The following is a 16,855-nucleotide window of genomic DNA, read 5'->3' on the forward strand; positions in this document are numbered from 1 at the left end:
TGCTTGGTGATCACCAAACGTCAAATCAAAGTTTATTTATTTTGCTCTAAACTCTTCAGTTTGGACGAGAATGGCGATATATTCTCGGTTGCATTATAAGAAATTAGGGAGATAGCCCCTGATTGTACTAGGCTTTCGAAGCGATCCAGCGACACCGCGTTATGCAATTGTCGATGGTACTACAATACCGTTGGTGCTCCTCAATGTAGACGCCGAAAGTCGTCTACGCTTCCCCGCCGATTGCGCAGAGGATGCCGCAAAGGTGACCTGGCTCTATCGTGAGTTTGAGCGGATTTTCCATACACATCCTGATATAGCCCGCGTTGTCATCAAGAAGGGTGAGTTTACGCAGGGTGATAACAACGCGAAACGCGTTGCATCGTATCAGGAAGCCGCGCTGCTTCTCTATTGCGGTCTGCACAACAAGCCTGTTGTTACGAAGATATACGCTTCTCTCGGCACAAGGAGCGCTCAGGTTCGCGACCACGCTATTGCGCGTGTCGGTCAGACGACACGCTACTGGGACAGCAAAATGGCCGACGCGATTATAGCGGCATGGTGGGGGGCGAGTAACCCATGAACCTCGTCCCTGCCGCCCTGCCGATCACGAACGGTACCACGTTCTACAATAAATATCGCCTGATGCGGCCTATCGGGCGTGGTTCTTTCGGTGAGGTCTGGCTGGCACAGGATCAGGCGGTAAATCACGAGTACGCAATCAAGGTCCTGAATGCTGGAATTGGCATCGACGAGCGTCTGCGCGAAGCTCAGGTTGGTCATGCGTTCACGCACAACAATCTTGTGCGGGTGCATCAGGCTGATGTTGCTACCGACGGTAAAGTGGTCATCGCAATGGATTATTTTCCAGAGGGTTCAATAACGACTCTCGCAAATCCGCGAAACTTTTTGCCGTTGCCGACTGCCTTGCGCACGGTAATCGATATGCTTCAAGGGTTGGAGCACCTGCATCTTCACAACTTCTTCCACAACGACGTGAAACCGCAGAACATTTTGCGCGGTCGGCAAGGTCAAGCTAAACTTGCCGACTATGGAATCGTCGGCATTTCAGCTACCGGAGCGCCCGTTCAACCTTCGAGTTGGTATGTGCTTCACGCCGCCCCAGAGACGGTTGCAGGCAACGGCATCGAAGCGCGCACAGACATTTTCCAGACCGGCCTTACCCTTTTTAGATTGCTGGTTGGTCTTCCTGCCCTCGAAGCGAAGTTTAACACGCTTGGTGATGCTGCTTATGCTGATGCACTTGCGAGGGGATCGCTAATCACCCGCGCAGACTTTCCGCCCTTCATCCCGAATGCGGTTTGCCGTGCGGTCATGACATCAATTGCCCCAAATCCCGCCAAACGCTTTCAGTCGGCATTAGATATGAGGCGCGCGCTCGAAAAACTCTCGTATTCGGGACACTGGACAGTTGATGCCACGGGAATGCTACGCGGCGAAGATGCGCGGCACACCTATCGGTTTGAGCAAACGCCTGCAGTTGGATCGAACGCTTCCGTTTCCGCTTTCAAGACAAATCGGACTTCGGGCCGGGAAACTCGCATTTCCCAATTCACCGATAAGAACCTCAGCAAACCCGAGGCAGGCAAACTTATCGTCAGCTTTCTCAAAGCCGTCGTGGATGGGAAAGTGTTATGACCGTCAAAATTTTCGACTTCGGTCAGGCACTCAAAAACGCTGACATATACGGCAAGAAGCACCTTCTGATTGGCAACGGCTTCAGCATCGCCTGCAAGCCGGACATCTTTGCATATGGCTCTCTCTTCGAAGAAGCCAAGAAGACCATGTCCAACGAACTGGTCACGATCTTTTCGGAGATGGCCACTCAGGACTTCGAAGAGGTCATTCGTGCGCTTCAGAACGCCGCTACGATCGTCAGTGTCTATAGGCCAAAATTCGTAAAGACTAAGGGGCGGCTGCTGGCCGATGCCGATAAGCTCAAGACTGATCTTATCCAAGCCGTCGCAGGCCGTCATCCGGCCCGGCCAAGCGACATCTCAGATGAGCGCTATGCCGCTTGCCGCACCTTTCTCTCAAACTTTGTCGGCGAAGGAGCGAGCGGTAAAATTTATACGATGAACTACGACCTGCTGCTCTATTGGGCACTGATGCACGAAGAAGAAGATGTGCTGGCACGTATTCAATTGAATCACGATGATGGATTCCGAAAGGATCAAGAAGACTACGACGCACCTTATGTCGAATGGCAGGGTGAAGGAGCCGCACATGGCCAAAACATCCATTATCTGCATGGAGCGCTTCACTTGTTCGATGCGGGTTACCAGCTACAGAAGTACACGTGGGTGAATACCGGGAAGGCGTTGGTTGACCAAGCAAATGAAGCTTTGACAAAGAACTTGTTCCCAGTTTTTGTGGCAGAGGGCGACAGCAAGAGCAAGCTGACGAAGATCCAGCACAGCGCCTACCTTCACCACAATTTCAAAAGCTTCGCCAGCGTGTGTCAGACGAAATCAAGGGAAGGCACGGCGTTATTTGTATATGGCCACTCGTTCGCGAAGACTGATTCCCATGTTCTAAATATGATTGGTCGCGGGAAGATCGTTCATCTGTTTGTCAGCCTTTACGGCGACCCATCCAGTAAAGCGAACCAAAAAATCCGCGCTAACGTTGATCAAATCGTCGGGCTGCGACCGCGAACTTTTCCTGCACTGAAGGTTGAATACTTTGACGCGGCCTCGGCCAAGGTCTGGGGTTGAAACTCAGTTTTAACGAGAAACAAGTTTTAGACGCGAGAACCTAGAATAACCGATACGCTCTATATATCATCATCTTCTTAGGCATCTGTAACAGATGTGATGTTGGACGTCATCGATGCAAGCGCCGCGTTGAATATTTTAGAGAGTGTTCTGATTTGGCAATTGCGGTGAATATCTTCTTCTCCAGTCTACACAGAAGTAATTTTTGAATAGAAGGAATTACCCACAAATTCTGGAAGTGGCGGTACAATTGCAGAGCGATAGTTTTTGCTTTGTTGAAGCAATAGCCAAGAGCTGCCAGTCAGCTCCCACTTCTAAAGCCGCTATCAGCGCCCAAAAACCCGCCCGCCGTCTCCGGCAAGCGGGTTTTTCCGTTTTCATGGCTTCCCCAAACCACCCGCTGGCTTAATCAGCCGGGGCGGTTCGGGGCAAACCTCACCCCCCTCAGCTGCACCCGCTCGTGGAACCACAGGTGTCGCACTTCAGGCAGGTGCCGTTGCGGACCATGGTGAAGTTGCCGCATTCGGAGCAGCTTTCGCCTTCGTAGCCTTTCATCCGGGCCTGGGCGATGCGCTCGGCTGCCAAGGAGCTGGGGGAAGAGGGGGCCGCTACCGGGGCGGGGGCGGTTTCGAGTTTGACGGCCAGTTCCGTGTTGCCCGAGCGGGCAAAGGCGGTGGCGACGGCGGAAGTCTGGGCGATGGGGGCGGTTGCGGTGCCCTTTACGGCCGGAGCGATGCCCCCTGCTGCTGTACCGTGCGCTGCGCTTTGACCGGCGAGCGAGCCGGCCGGTTCGCCGCTGGCGGAGACGAGGCGGAAGCGCTCGGTCTGGCCGCGCACGAGGCCGTGGGAGACGACGCCCTGTTCGCCGCGCCCTTCGCTGGCGCCCGCGCTGATGCCGGTGTTGCCGATGGCTTCCGGCGGCACGTGGGCAAGGTCATGACGGCCCAGGTAGGAGACGGCGAGCTCGCGGAAGATGTAGTCGAGGATCGACGTGGCGTTCTTGATCGCCTCGTTGCCCTGCACCATGCCCGCCGGTTCGAAGCGGGTGAAGGTGAAGGCGTCGACATATTCCTCCAGCGGCACGCCATATTGCAGGCCGAGCGAGATGGCGATGGCGAAATTGTTCATCAGGGAGCGGAAGGCGGCGCCTTCCTTGTGCATGTCGATGAAGATCTCGCCAAGGCGGCCATCCTGATACTCGCCGGTGGTGAGATACACCTTGTGGCCGCCGACGCGGGCCTTCTGGGTGTAGCCCTTGCGCCGGTCCGGCATCTTTTCGCGGGCACGGACGGTGCGCTCGATGATCCGCTCGACGATGCGCTCGGCGATGACTTCAGCCTTGGCAGCGGCGGGCTTGGCGGCAATTGCCTCGGCAGCCTCTTCCGCGTCCTCGTCCTCATCGGCGATGAGCTGGGAGTTGAGCGGCTGGGACAGCTTGGAGCCGTCGCGGTAGAGCGCATTGGCCTTCAGCGCCAGCCGCCAGGACAGCATGTAGGCTTCCTTGCAGTCGTCGACGGTTGCCTCGTTCGGCATGTTGATCGTCTTGGAAATGGCGCCGGAGATGAAGGGCTGGGCGGCGGCCATCATGCGGATGTGGCTTTCCACCGAAAGGTAGCGCTTGCCGGTCTTGCCGCAGGGGTTGGCGCAGTCGAAGACCGGGTAATGCTCCTTCTTCAGGAAGGGCGCGCCTTCCAGCGTCATGGCGCCGCAGACGTGAATGTTGGCAGCCTCGATCTCGGCCCTGGAGAAGCCGAGGAACGGCAGCAGCTCGAAGGCCGGGTCGTTCATCTGCTCAGCCGTGACGCCAAGGGCGGTCAGCTGTTCATCGCCCAGCGTCCAGCGGTTGAAGACGAACTTGATGTCGAAGGCCGACTTCAGCGAGCCCTTGAGCTTGGCAAGGCTCTCCTCGGTGAAGCCCTTGGCCTTGAGGCTGGACGGGTTGACGCCGGGCGCCTGATCCAGCGAGCCATGGCCGACGGCATAGGCCTCGATCTCGGCGATTTCGCTCGGCTTGTAGCCCAGCACCTCGAGGGCTTCGGGCACGGCGCGGTTGATGATCTTGAAATAGCCGCCGCCGGCCAGCTTCTTGAACTTCACCAGCGCGAAGTCGGGCTCGATGCCGGTGGTGTCGCAGTCCATCACCAGGCCGATGGTGCCGGTGGGGGCAATGACGGAGACCTGCGCATTGCGGTAACCGTGCTTTTCGCCCAGCTCCAGCGCCCGGTCCCAGGCCAGCTTCGACCGCTCGATCAGCACCTTGTCCGGGCAGGAGGCATGGTCCAGCGGCACCGGATTGGTGGAGAGCAGTTCGTAGCCCGCGGCCTCGCCATGGGCGGCGCGGCGGTGGTTGCGGATGACGCGCAGCATGTGGGCGGCGTTATCGCCATAGCCGGGGAAGGCGCCCAGCTCACCGGCCATTTCGGCGGAGGTGGCATAGGACACGCCGGTCATGATGGCCGACAGGGCACCGCAAAGGGCGCGGCCCGCATCGCTGTCATAGGGGATGCCGGAGGTCATCAGCAGGCCGCCGATGTTGGCATAGCCAAGGCCGAGGGTACGGAAGCGGTAGGACAGCTCGGCGATTTCCTTGGACGGGAACTGCGCCATCAGCACGGAGATTTCCAGAACCACGGTCCACAGGCGCACCGCATGCTCATAGGCGTCCACGTCGAAGGAACGGTCCTCGCGGCGGAACTGCATCAGGTTCAGGGACGCCAGATTGCAGGCCGTGTCGTCCAGGAACATGTATTCCGAGCAGGGGTTGGAGGCGCGGATCTCGCCCGAGGCCGGGCAGGTGTGCCAGTCGTTGATGGTGGTGTGATACTGGATGCCGGGATCGGCCGAGGCCCAGGCGGCATAGCCGATCTGCTCCCACAGCTCGCGCGCCTTCAGCGTCTTCATCACCTTGCCGTCCTTGCGGGCGGTCAGGTCCCAGGTGCCGTCATCTGTCACGGCCTTGAGGAAGCCGTCGGTGACGCGCACGGAGTTGTTGGAGTTCTGGCCGGCGACGGTCAGATAGGCTTCCGAATCCCAGTCGGTGTTGTAGGCGGGGAATTCGATGTTGGTGTAGCCCTGACGGGCGAACTGGATAACGCGGCGGATGTAGTTTTCCGGCACCATCATCTTCTTGGCGGCGCGGATCTCGCGCTTCAGGGCCGGGTTCTTGGCCGGGTCGAAGCAGTCGCCATTGTCCGCCTCGCAGTTGACGCAGGCCTTCATGATGGCGGTCAGGTGCTTCTGGCAGATCTTCGAGCCGGTGACGAGGGCGGCCACCTTCTGCTCTTCCTTGACCTTCCAGTTGATGTAGTCCTCGATGTCCGGATGGTCCACATCCACGACCACCATCTTGGCGGCGCGGCGGGTGGTGCCGCCGGACTTGATGGCGCCCGCCGCGCGGTCGCCGATCTTCAGGAAGCTCATCAGGCCGGAGGAGCGGCCGCCGCCGGACAGCTTTTCGCCCTCGCTGCGCAGGCGCGAGAAGTTGGAGCCGGTGCCCGAGCCGTATTTGAACAGGCGCGCCTCGCGCACCCACAGGTCCATGATGCCGTTCTCGTTGACGAGATCGTCCTCGACGGACTGGATGAAGCAGGCGTGCGGCTGCGGGTGCTCATAGGCGGTGGCGGACTTCACCAGCTCGCCGGTCTGGAAGTCGACATAGAAGTGGCCCTGGCTGGGGCCATCGATGCCATAGGCCCAGTGCAGGCCGGTGTTGAACCACTGCGGGCTGTTCGGCGCCACCTTCTGGGTCGCCAGCATGAAGCGCAGCTCGTCGTAGAAGGCCTGGGCGTCGGCTTCGCCGTCGAAATAGCCACCCTTCCAGCCCCAGTAGGTCCAGGTGCCGGCCAGACGGTCGAAGACCTGGCGTGCGTCGGTTTCAGAGCCGAAGCGTTCACCCTCGGGCAGGGCTTCGAGAGCGGCCATGTCGGCCTCGCGGCGCCACAGCCAGGAGGGAACGGTGTTCTCTTCCACCGGCTTCAGGCGGGCCGGAACGCCGGCCTTGCGGAAATACTTCTGGGCGAGAATGTCGGAGGCGACCTGCGAGAACTGGGCCGGAACCTGAATGTCCGCGAGACGGAACACGACGGAGCCATCCGGATTGCGGATCTCGCTCGTGGTCGTGGTGAAGTCGATCTCAGCGTAAGGGGACTGTCCATCCTTGGTGTAACGCCGTTCAATCCGCATTCCCATGCCCCCTTCAACGTGCCGGCCCGGCAGGCGATCCGCCTTGCGTCAGGCCGCAAAAATCCGTTGCCCGGGCGCAGCCGCATCCCGGACGTTCAATAGTGCCGCTACCCTGTCAATCGAGGCCCGGTTCAGAGCCGGGCTCACTCTTTCAGTGAGGAATTCCCTGATCCTGCCACCCTGGTGGCCTGCCACTGGTGTTTCCGCATGCGGACGGCCAGAAGCCGGGTGCCGCGATGTCCAAGCTGCCAGCGCAACGGAAGGCGGCGCGCGGGAGGCCGCTGCCGCTGTCCATGATGCTGCCGGAAACCGGTTCTACTGGGCGGAAACAGACGCCAGTCTGCCCGCCGGAACACTCATCGTGACGTTCCGGACATTAGTGTGAATCATCGGTTACCGTCAAGTTTGTGGAACTATCGCTTGTGTGTAAAAATTGGCCGGCAATCTAAATCTAGTAGCTCTTGTGGAAATCGGGGAGAGCGGGGGAAAGCCGTGATTTGATGCAGGTCATTGCAATTTTGCATCAAATTGAAGCGCGCGAGGGGCCCAAGCGGTGACGATGCCAGCAATGCCTGCCATGTTGCTGATTGATGATGACAATTTGACGAAAAGGCCGCCACCGCATTTCAAGCGGGCTTAAGCGCGGCATGCGAGAAGAAGGGCGGTTCATCTCCGGCAGGGGCCCTGATTTCATGTCCAACCATCATGCGGCCTATGGCCTGACCTTCGAGGAACTCGACGTGGTTGTCGTCGAGGATTCAAGGCAGATGCAGACCATTCTTCGCTCGATACTTCTAAGCTTCAAGGTCGAGCGGGTTCGGGTGTTCGATACGGTGGATGCGGCGCTGGAATCCATGCTCACCGAGCCGCCCAATCTCATCATCTCCGACTGGCGCATGGAACCGGCGACGGGCTACCAGATGTTGCGGCTGATCCGGCACAAGAACATGGCACCGCTCTGTTTTGTGCCGCTGCTGTTCGTCACCGCCCATGGCACGCGGGCTTTTGTGGAGAAGGCCTTCCGGGCAGGGGCGCATCATCTGTTGGCCAAGCCCGTTTCGCCCTCCATGCTCCACGCCCGGCTGAACTGGCTGCTCAATGATGCAAGGGAGATGATCCCTGACAAGAACGGTTTTTACTCCATTGAAGGCGTTGGCCTTTTGCTGGAGCAGCAGGCGGACAAGATGAAGACGCTGGATGGTGCACGCGCCTATCACCAGCGGGCGACCCGCCGCTATCAGGAAGTGAAGGAGACGGTGGAGCACGTCTTCAACGAGGATGGCTCGAACGCTGCTGCGGCGCTTGATTCGCAGGCCGGACGCATGGCGGCCGTTGCCCGGACCGCCCCAAAGCCGGTGCAGAAGCCGAAGACGGACGAGCCGAAACCGCCGGTGCCGGGGCCGCGATTCGCTGCGCTGCGCAAGGCTCTGAGATAGCTGCAGCGCCAGGCGGCCGGTTTCCTGTTCCGGCGCTGCGGCGAAGCGGCGCAAAATGCCGCAGCCGTGTGGACGGGCCGGAGAATTCCGGCTACATGTTGCCGCAACATCGGGCTGCAGTGGCAGCCAGTCCTTTTCGGGGGCGGCAGTTGGTCCGCCCGATTCGGAGCAGACAGCGGATGAAGACCCTTCTCCTGCAAATCTTCACCTGGTGGAACGGCCAGACCATGGGCACCCGGTTCTTCACCTGGCGCAAGGGCGAGCTTGTCGGTCAGGACGAGTTCGGCAACACCTATTACAAGGAGCGGGGCGGCAAGAAGCGCTGGGTCATCTATAATGGCCTTGCCGAAGCCTCGATGATCCCCCCGGGCTGGCATGGCTGGATGCATCACCGCGTCGATACGCCGCCGACGGAAGAGAACTATCACGCCAAGTCCTGGCAGGCGCCGCATCACGGCAACCGCACCGGCACGCCGGAGGCTTACCGCCCGAAGGGCTCGATCCTGACCCCGGAAAAGCGCCCGGAAGTGACCGGCGACTATCAGGCCTGGACGCCTGGCCAGTAATGGGGCCAGCAACTGGGCCAGTAAGCCGCGCAGTGCTGCCTGAATTCGAAGAACCCGCTGGTGTGGTCCGGCGGGTTTTTTTGTTGTGCGGGGGGCGAGGCCCTTGCCTCCTCTCGGCCGTCGCCCCGGCCAAGCGGAGCGCGAGCCGGGGCCTACTCATTTGCAGAGCGCTACCGCTGCGCCGAGCCTTGCGGCAGTCCCTGCTAGCCCTGCGAGCCTCAGCTTTGGAAACATGTCATCGCTGCTCTGGAAGCGAGTGGTCCCCGGCTCGGTGGCCGGGGCGACGGCCCAGGCGAGATGGAAGGCACAGAGCCCCTTACAGCCCCCTCTGCAGAGCCCCCCGCACAACAAAAAACCCGCCAGATTGCTCTGACGGGTTTTGATACGCCGTGAACGGCTTTCGCCGGACAAATGACGGGGATCACTCCTCGTCTTCGTCCAGATCTTCGGCAAACTCCTCGCCCGTGTCCGCCGGGGGCGGCGGCAGGACGGGGAGGGCGTCAACGCCGAGGCGCTTGTCGAGATAGGTGCCACAGCGCAGCATCAGTTCCTCGACGCTGTTCTCGAAGAAGTGGTTCGCGCCGGGCATCGTCTCGTGATCGATGACGATGCCCTTCTGCGTCTTCAGCTTGTCGACGAGGTTCTGCACGTCCTTCTGCGGCACGACCTTGTCGTTATCGCCATGGATGAGCAGACCGGACGACGGGCAGGGCGCGAGGAAGGAGAAGTCGAAGAGGTTCGCCGGAGGGGCCACCGAGATGAAGCCTTCCACTTCCGGACGGCGCATCAGAAGCTGCATGCCGATCCAGGCGCCGAAGGAGAAGCCGGCAATCCAGCAGCCGCGTGCGTCGGGATGAACCGTCTGCACCCAGTCGAGGGCCGCGGCGGCATCCGACAGCTCGCCCTGGCCGTGGTCGAAGGACCCCTGCGACCGGCCGACGCCACGGAAGTTGAAGCGCAGCACGGCAAAACCACGCTGGGCGAACATGTAATACAGCTGGTAGACGACCTGATTGTTCATCGTCCCGCCGAACTGCGGATGCGGATGCAGCACCAGTGCGATGGGCGCGTTCCGCTTTTTGGCGGGATGGAAACGGCCTTCCAGACGTCCGGCAGGGCCGTTGAAAATCACCTCGGGCATGAAGCGCGATGTCCTTTTCTCGTTTTCCGGGCCTTCTGGTCCGGAAAAAATGAGGAATTTGTACGTGGAATCCCTGAGCAGGAAACTTGACTCTGAGGTTCCGAGTTTCTAAAAGCTTCTTTAGAATGCTTCAAATTCGAATGCAGCCGCGTGAAGCGTGCCGGTTCGAATTCGGGCGCTTGGCGCACTTATCATCATGTGGGCGGGGAATTTCAAGTTTTCCGTTGACTTGACTTGAAAAAGAGGCGCTACCGGCCTTGTCCGAACGCCAGCAGGCGAAGAGGGCAAACCAGGCTGAATGGAGTTGGAACCGGGCCATGAACGGCGGAACCGAGCGGCTTTATCTGGATCACAACGCGAGCGCGCCTCTGCGCCCGCAGGCGCTTGCGCGCATGGTCGAGGTGCTGGGCGTCACGGGCAACCCGTCTTCGGTGCATGGGGAAGGGCGCAAGCTGCGCGGCGTCGTCGAGGATGCGCGCGAGGCGCTGGCAGCCATGTGCGGCGTCAAGGCCCGCTCTGTCATCTTCACCAGTGGTGCGACGGAAGCCAACGTGCTGGCCCTCAGCCCGCGCTGGCAGGGCAATGACGGTCCGGTCTATCTGGACCGGCTGCTGATGTCCGCCGTTGAGCATCCGAGCGTGCGCGCGGGCGGGCGCTTTGCTGCGCGCGAGATTTCCCATATCGCCACCGGCGAAAACGGCGTCCTGCGGCTTGATCATCTGGACGAGCTGCTGGCCGCTGGAGGCCCCGCGCTTGTGTCGGTGATGGCGGCGAATAATGAAACGGGCGTCATTCAGCCTCTGGCCGAAATCGGTGCAAAGGTGAAGGCCGCTGGCGGCATCTTCCATGTGGACGGCGTGCAGTTCGGTGGCCGCCTACCGGTGGATATTGCTGCATGGCAGGCGGATGCGGTGAGCCTGTCGGCCCACAAGATGGGCGGCCCGCAGGGCATCGGCGCGCTTGTGCTGCGCACATCTGCGCTGGCGCCTGCGCCGCTGCTGATTGGGGGCGGGCAGGAGCAGCACCGGCGTGCGGGCACGGAAAATGCCGCCGCCATTGCCGCCTTTGGTGCCATTGCGCGCGATGGCTCCACAATGCTTGAGGAATTTGCAAGTCTCGCAAGGCTTCAGGGGCTTCTCGAAGAGGGTTTGCGCCTTATATCTGGTTCAACGGTGGTGTTTGGCGCGGATGCGCCCCGCCTTGCGAACACGACGTGTTTTGCCGTTCCGGGCGTTCCGTCCGAAATGGCGCTTATGGCTCTGGACCTCAACGGCATCGCCCTTTCCTCCGGCTCGGCTTGCTCCTCGGGCAAGGTCGGCGCGTCGCATGTGCTCACCGCCATGGGCGTTTCGGAGGATCTGGGACGCTGTGCGCTGCGGGTCAGCCTTGGCTGGACGACGCAGGAAGCGGACATTGCCCGCTTCCTGGAGATCTGGGCCAGGGTGGCGGCCACGCTCAATCCTTCGGCAACCGGCAAGGCAGCCTGAAGATACGGCTTTGAAATTGCCCCGAACGGGGCCTGAAACCGCCCGCGGCCAGTTTTGTGCCGGCGGGCTGAACCTGAGATGACCCTGCCGCCGTAAAACGGGGGCAGGGAAGATGGACCGCCCCGCACTTGAGGGCGGCGGAATGGAGACAAAGACATGCCCGCTGTGCAGGAAACGATCGACCGGGTCAAAGCGATTGACGTCGACCAGTACAAATATGGCTTCGTCACCGACATCGAGTCGGAAACGGCGGCAAAGGGCCTTTCCGAGGAAACCGTGCGCTTCCTTTCGGCCAAGAAGAACGAGCCGGAGTGGATGACCGAGTGGCGCCTTGATGCGCTGCGCCGCTTCCAGACCATGGAAGAGCCCACCTGGGCCCGCGTCAGCTATCCGCCGATCGACCTGCAGGAGTTGTACTACTGGTCTGCGCCCAAGTCCGTTGAAGGGCCGAAGAGCCTTGACGAGGTGGACCCTGAGCTGCTGCGGACCTACGAAAAGCTGGGCATTCCGCTGCGCGAGCAGGAGATCCTTGCCGGCGTCGAGCCGAAGAACCGGGTTGCCGTGGATGCCGTGTTCGACAGCGTGTCCGTGGTCACGACCTTCAAGGACGAGCTGAAGAAGGCCGGCGTCATCTTCTGTTCCATCTCCGAAGCCCTGCGCGAGTACCCGGACCTCGTCCGCAAGTATCTCGGCTCTGTGGTTCCGGTGACGGACAACTATTATGCGACGCTGAACTCGGCGGTCTTCTCCGACGGCTCCTTCGTCTATGTGCCGGAGGGCGTGCGCTGCCCGATGGAACTGTCCACCTACTTCCGCATCAACGAGAAGAACACCGGCCAGTTCGAGCGTACGCTGATCATTGCCGACAAGGGCGCCTATGTGTCCTATCTGGAAGGCTGCACCGCGCCGCAGCGCGACGAGAACCAGCTGCATGCGGCTGTCGTCGAGCTGATCGCGCTGGATGATGCGGAGATCAAGTATTCCACCGTCCAGAACTGGTTCCCAGGCGACAAGGACGGCAAGGGCGGCATCTACAATTTCGTCACCAAGCGTGGTGACTGCCGTGGCAAGAACTCCAAGATCTCCTGGACGCAGGTGGAGACCGGCTCGGCCATCACCTGGAAGTACCCGTCCTGCATCCTGCGCGGCGACAATTCGCGTGGCGAGTTCTACTCGATCGCCGTTTCCAACGGCTATCAGCAGGTCGACAGCGGCACCAAGATGATCCATCTCGGCAAGAACACGTCGAGCCGTATCATCTCCAAGGGCATTTCCGCCGGCAAGTCGGAAAATACCTACCGTGGCCTCGTCTCGGCGCACCGCAAGGCGTCCAACGCCCGCAACTTCACCCAGTGCGACAGCCTGCTGATCGGGCAGGACTGCGGCGCGCATACGGTGCCCTATATCGAGAGCAAGAACGCATCGGCCGTCTTCGAGCACGAGGCCACCACCTCGAAGATCTCCGACGACCAGATGTTCTACTGCCTCGCCCGCGGCCTTTCGCAGGAAGAGGCGGTCGCCCTGATCGTCAACGGCTTCGTCAAGGACGTGATCCAGCAGCTGCCGATGGAATTCGCCGTCGAAGCCCAGAAACTGATTTCGATCAGCCTGGAAGGCAGCGTGGGGTAACATTCTTTCCTTCGTCATCCTCGGGCTTGTCCCGAGGATCTGCCAGGCTGGATCAGCATGTATGGGTTATGGGACGGGATCGGGAATGCCAAATCAAAACACGAGGACGTGGAATGACTGCAATCAGCCGGACCGGTCTTCGAGTGGAAACTGATGTAGACCCTCGGCACAAGCCCGGGGATGATGGAAGCAAGGCCTTGGCCAAACGCAATTGAACGCCGGATACAGGCAGACGCCCGGCATCCGGCTCCTGAGACTGATGACACACACCGGACCTTGAATCCGGACCGAAATGAGGACCATCTCAATGCTTGAGATCAAGAACCTGCACGCCCGCATCGCCGAAGACGGCACCGAGATCCTGCGCGGCATCGACCTGACCGTGAAGGCAGGCGAAATTCACGCCATCATGGGCCCGAACGGCTCCGGCAAGTCGACCCTGTCCTACATTCTGGCGGGCAAGGAAGACTATGAGGTCACCGAGGGCGAGATCCTGTTCAACGGTGAGAACCTGCTGGAGATGGAAGCCGACGAGCGTGCGGCTGCCGGTGTGTTCCTCGCCTTCCAGTATCCGATCGAGATCCCCGGCGTTGCCACGATGGAGTTCCTGAAGACCGCCCTCAACGCACAGCGCAAGGCGCGCGGTGAGGCGGAGCTGTCGGTTCCGGATTTCCTGAAGCTGGTCAAGGCCAGGGCGGCCGACCTCAACGTCACCATGGACATGCTGAAGCGTCCGCTCAACGTCGGATTCTCCGGCGGCGAGAAGAAGCGTTCGGAAATCCTGCAGATGGCGCTCTTGGAGCCCAAGCTCTGCGTGCTGGACGAGACGGACTCCGGCCTCGACATCGACGCCCTGCGCATCGTCTCGGAAGGCGTCAACAAGCTGCGCTCGCCGGAGCGGGCGATGATCGTCATCACCCACTACCAGCGCCTGCTCGATCATATCGTGCCGGATGTCGTCCACGTTCTGTCCAAGGGCAAGATCGTCAAGACCGGCGGCAAGGAACTGGCGCTTGAGCTGGAGAAGAACGGCTACGCCGATTACGCCGGCGCGGCGGCCTGAGCCACGGGGAGTGACCATGACTGCGAACCTGCGTGTCGTCTCGACACAGGCCGAAACCGATCTTGAGGCGCATTTTGCTGCGCTCAAGGACGGTGGCGCCGATCTGATCAGCCTGCGGGAAGCCGCCTTCGCCCGGTTCCGGGCGACCGGCCTGCCGCACCGGCGGATCGAGGAGTGGAAGTACACGGACCTGCGCGCCTTCCTGAAGAGCTACGCTGCCCCGGCAGCCGCGGCTTCCCTGGAGGCGGTCAAGGCTGCTCTCGCAGATGCCGAGACCTATGCGGAGCTGGAGCGCCTGCGCATCGTGCTCGCCAATGGCCGTCTTGTGGCCGAAGTGTCCGATCTGACGAAGCTGGAAGCAGCTGGCGTTGAGGTTTCAAACTTCAATGACGCTGTGAAAAATTCTGCACAAGCCCTTCTTTCCAATTCGGAAATCGCCGGAGTTAATCCGGCACTTGAACTCAATACGGCGCTGCTGCAGGGCGGTGTGGTGCTGAAGGTCAAGGCGGGCACGGCCGTGGACCTGCCGGTCGAAATCGTGCATCTGGCGCTTGGTGGCGCGGTCTATTCCCGCGTGCGGACCGAACTGGCCAAGGGCGCGAGCCTGACCCTGCTGGAGAGCTTCGTCACCGCCGGTGAGGATGCTGTCGTCAACGCCGTCTCCGATCAGGTGCTGGCCGATGAAGCTGCACTGACCGTAACCCGCCTGATCGTGGGCTCGGGCCGTGCGCCGCATATCTCCACCGGCTTCTCGCATCTTGGCGCGAAGGCCGAGCTGAAGACGCTCGGCTTCATCGCCGGGACCGACTTTGCCCGCAACCAGTCCTACGTCACCTTTGCCGGAGAGCATTCCACGGCGAAGCTCTATGGTGTGACCATGGTGCGCGGCCAGCAGCTGGGCGACCAGACGCTGGTGGTGGACCATGCGGTGCCGAACTGCGAGAGCCGGGAATTCTTCAAGACGGTGATCGACGCCGGTGCGAAGGGCGTCTATCAGGGCAAGATCATCGTGCGGCCGCACGCCCAGAAGACGGACGGCCGCATGATGACGCAGGCACTGCTCCTGTCCGAAGATGCCGAGATGGCCAACAAGCCGGAACTGGAAATCTTCGCCGATGACGTGCAGTGCGCCCACGGTGCGACGAGCGGCCAGATCGATGAAGACCTGCTGTTCTACCTGCGCGCCCGCGGCATTCCGGAGGCGGAAGCCCGCACCCTGCTGGTCCTCGCCTTCCTGTCGGAAGCCATCGAGGAATTCGGCAGCGAGAGCGTGACCGAGCTGCTGGAGACCCGCGTGCGGGAGTGGCTGGCTATCGCCGGCTGACCGTAAGCTGCTGTTGATTGGAGAGAATGATGACCGCCAGCCAGACTGCTGCTGCCCCTGCCACCGGCTATGACGTTGCCGCCGTGCGCCGTGATTTCCCGATCCTGTCGCGGGAAGTCTACGGCAAGCCGCTCGTCTATCTGGACAATGGCGCCTCGGCGCAAAAGCCGCAGGCGGTCATCGATGCCATGGTGAAGGCCTATTCGCAGGAATATGCCAACGTGCACCGTGGTCTGCATTTTCTCTCCAACACGGCGACGGAGAACTACGAAGCCGCGCGCGAGACCGTGCGCCGCTTCCTCAATGCGGGATCCGTGGACGAGATCGTCTTCACCCGCTCCACGACCGAGGCCATCAATCTCGTGTCCTACGGTCTTGGCCCGGACACGTTCGGCCCGGGCGATGAGATCGTCTTGTCGATCATGGAGCATCATTCCAACATCGTGCCCTGGCACTTCCACCGCGAGCGCAACGGCGCGGTGCTGAAGTGGGTCTATGTGCGCGAGGATGGTTCCTTCGATCTGGAGGCCTTCGAGGCTGCGCTCACGGAACGCACCAAGCTCGTCGCCATCACCCAGATGTCCAACGTGTTGGGCACCGTGGTGCCGGTGAAGGACGTCTGCCGCATCGCCCATACGCGCGGCATCAAGGTGCTGGTGGATGGCAGTCAGGCTGCCGTGCACATGCCCGTCGATGTGCGCGACATGGACTGCGACTACTATGTGCTGACCGGCCACAAGGTCTACGGCCCGACCGGCATCGGCGTGCTCTATGGCAAGCCGGAGGCGCTGGAGCGGCTGCGCCCGTTCTGCGGCGGCGGTGAAATGATCGCCGATGTGACCGAGGATATCGTCACCTATGCGAAGCCGCCGCACCGGTTTGAGGCCGGTACGCCGCCCATCGTGCAGGCGATCGGCCTTGCCGCTGCGCTTGACTACATGGACAGCCTCGGGCGCGAGAACATTGCCCGGCATGAGGCATCGCTGCTGGCCTATGCCACGGAGAAGCTCGCCGGTTTCAACTCCTTGCGCATCTTCGGCTCGGCGCCGGGCAAGGGCGCGATCATCTCCTTCGAGATGAAGGGCGCCCATGCGCATGACGTGGCCACCGTGCTGGACCGGGCAGGCGTCGCGGTACGGGCCGGCACCCATTGCGCCCAGCCGCTGCTGGCGCGCTATGGCGTCACCTCCACTTGCCGTGCCAGCTTCGGCCTTTATAACACCTTCGAGGAAGTGGACGCCCTTGCGGCCGCCCTGCAGAAGGCGCAGGACTTCTTTGCCTGAGGATCGACC

At 61.1% G+C, this 16,855-nt stretch carries 12 protein-coding genes; 10 read left to right on the forward strand and 2 right to left on the reverse strand.

Translation table 11 applies throughout. From position 1 onward, the window contains the following. The first annotated feature begins 262 nt into the window (after positions 1-262). Genes IF10I1_RS14555 through IF10I1_RS14565 form a run of 3 tightly spaced genes read left to right on the forward strand, consistent with a single transcriptional unit; the run spans position 263 to position 2,735 of the window. Entirely contained in the window at positions 263-580 is a 318-nt protein-coding gene (locus IF10I1_RS14555; protein WP_186393351.1) for a hypothetical protein, read from the forward strand. Then, the gene (locus tag IF10I1_RS14560; protein WP_186393352.1) at positions 577-1,656 is read left to right on the forward strand and encodes a serine/threonine-protein kinase; all 1,080 of its coding nucleotides are present in this window, start codon (positions 577-579) and stop codon (positions 1,654-1,656) included. The genes IF10I1_RS14555 and IF10I1_RS14560 overlap by 4 nt, the downstream gene beginning before the upstream one ends. Then, positions 1,653-2,735 (forward strand): DUF4917 family protein, encoded by a 1,083-nt coding sequence (locus IF10I1_RS14565; RefSeq protein ID WP_186393353.1) that lies wholly within the window; start codon positions 1,653-1,655, stop codon positions 2,733-2,735. The genes IF10I1_RS14560 and IF10I1_RS14565 overlap by 4 nt, the downstream gene beginning before the upstream one ends. Positions 2,736-3,179: 444 nt before the next feature. Here IF10I1_RS14565 and IF10I1_RS14570 read toward each other — a convergent pair whose 3' ends face one another. Next, the gene (locus IF10I1_RS14570) at positions 3,180-6,917 is read right to left on the reverse strand and encodes a vitamin B12-dependent ribonucleotide reductase (protein WP_186415515.1); all 3,738 of its coding nucleotides are present in this window, start codon (positions 6,915-6,917) and stop codon (positions 3,180-3,182) included. A gap of 692 nt (positions 6,918-7,609) precedes the next feature. Here IF10I1_RS14570 and IF10I1_RS14575 point away from each other — a divergent pair. Next, positions 7,610-8,353: a PleD family two-component system response regulator gene (locus IF10I1_RS14575; protein ID WP_123194376.1), complete on the forward strand. Its 744-nt coding sequence runs from the start codon at positions 7,610-7,612 to the stop codon at positions 8,351-8,353. A 179-nt stretch (positions 8,354-8,532) separates the two neighbouring features. Further along, positions 8,533-8,919: an NADH:ubiquinone oxidoreductase subunit NDUFA12 gene (locus IF10I1_RS14580; RefSeq protein ID WP_050475204.1), complete on the forward strand. Its 387-nt coding sequence runs from the start codon at positions 8,533-8,535 to the stop codon at positions 8,917-8,919. A 421-nt stretch (positions 8,920-9,340) separates the two neighbouring features. On the opposite strand, the gene IF10I1_RS14585 is transcribed toward IF10I1_RS14580, so the two are convergent. Continuing rightward, positions 9,341-10,060: an alpha/beta hydrolase gene (locus IF10I1_RS14585; RefSeq protein WP_186415514.1), complete on the reverse strand. Its 720-nt coding sequence runs from the start codon at positions 10,058-10,060 to the stop codon at positions 9,341-9,343. 317 nt (positions 10,061-10,377) lie between these two features. Here IF10I1_RS14585 and IF10I1_RS14590 point away from each other — a divergent pair, with 317 nt between their 5' ends. The 5 genes from IF10I1_RS14590 to IF10I1_RS14610 all read left to right on the forward strand — a co-directional run bounded on the left by IF10I1_RS14590 (position 10,378) and on the right by IF10I1_RS14610 (position 16,846). Then, complete coding sequence (locus tag IF10I1_RS14590) at positions 10,378-11,547, forward strand: cysteine desulfurase family protein (protein WP_186415513.1); 1,170 nt, start codon at positions 10,378-10,380, stop codon at positions 11,545-11,547. Between the two features lie 156 nt (positions 11,548-11,703). Further along, positions 11,704-13,176 carry a Fe-S cluster assembly protein SufB gene (sufB, locus tag IF10I1_RS14595; RefSeq protein ID WP_122520174.1) on the forward strand — a complete coding sequence of 491 codons (1,473 nt, stop codon included), beginning with the start codon at positions 11,704-11,706 and terminating at the stop codon, positions 13,174-13,176. Between the two features lie 307 nt (positions 13,177-13,483). Continuing rightward, positions 13,484-14,239 (forward strand): Fe-S cluster assembly ATPase SufC, encoded by a 756-nt coding sequence (gene sufC / locus IF10I1_RS14600; protein WP_058899867.1) that lies wholly within the window; start codon positions 13,484-13,486, stop codon positions 14,237-14,239. 16 nt (positions 14,240-14,255) lie between these two features. Further along, positions 14,256-15,563 carry a Fe-S cluster assembly protein SufD gene (sufD, locus tag IF10I1_RS14605; RefSeq protein ID WP_186415512.1) on the forward strand — a complete coding sequence of 436 codons (1,308 nt, stop codon included), beginning with the start codon at positions 14,256-14,258 and terminating at the stop codon, positions 15,561-15,563. A 26-nt stretch (positions 15,564-15,589) separates the two neighbouring features. Then, positions 15,590-16,846: a cysteine desulfurase gene (locus IF10I1_RS14610; protein WP_186415511.1), complete on the forward strand. Its 1,257-nt coding sequence runs from the start codon at positions 15,590-15,592 to the stop codon at positions 16,844-16,846. The last annotated feature ends 9 nt before the right edge of the window (positions 16,847-16,855 follow it).

This window comes from Pannonibacter sp. I15F10I1 (assembly GCF_900185665.1).
Classification (GTDB): Bacteria; Pseudomonadota; Alphaproteobacteria; order Rhizobiales; family Stappiaceae; genus Pannonibacter; species Pannonibacter indicus.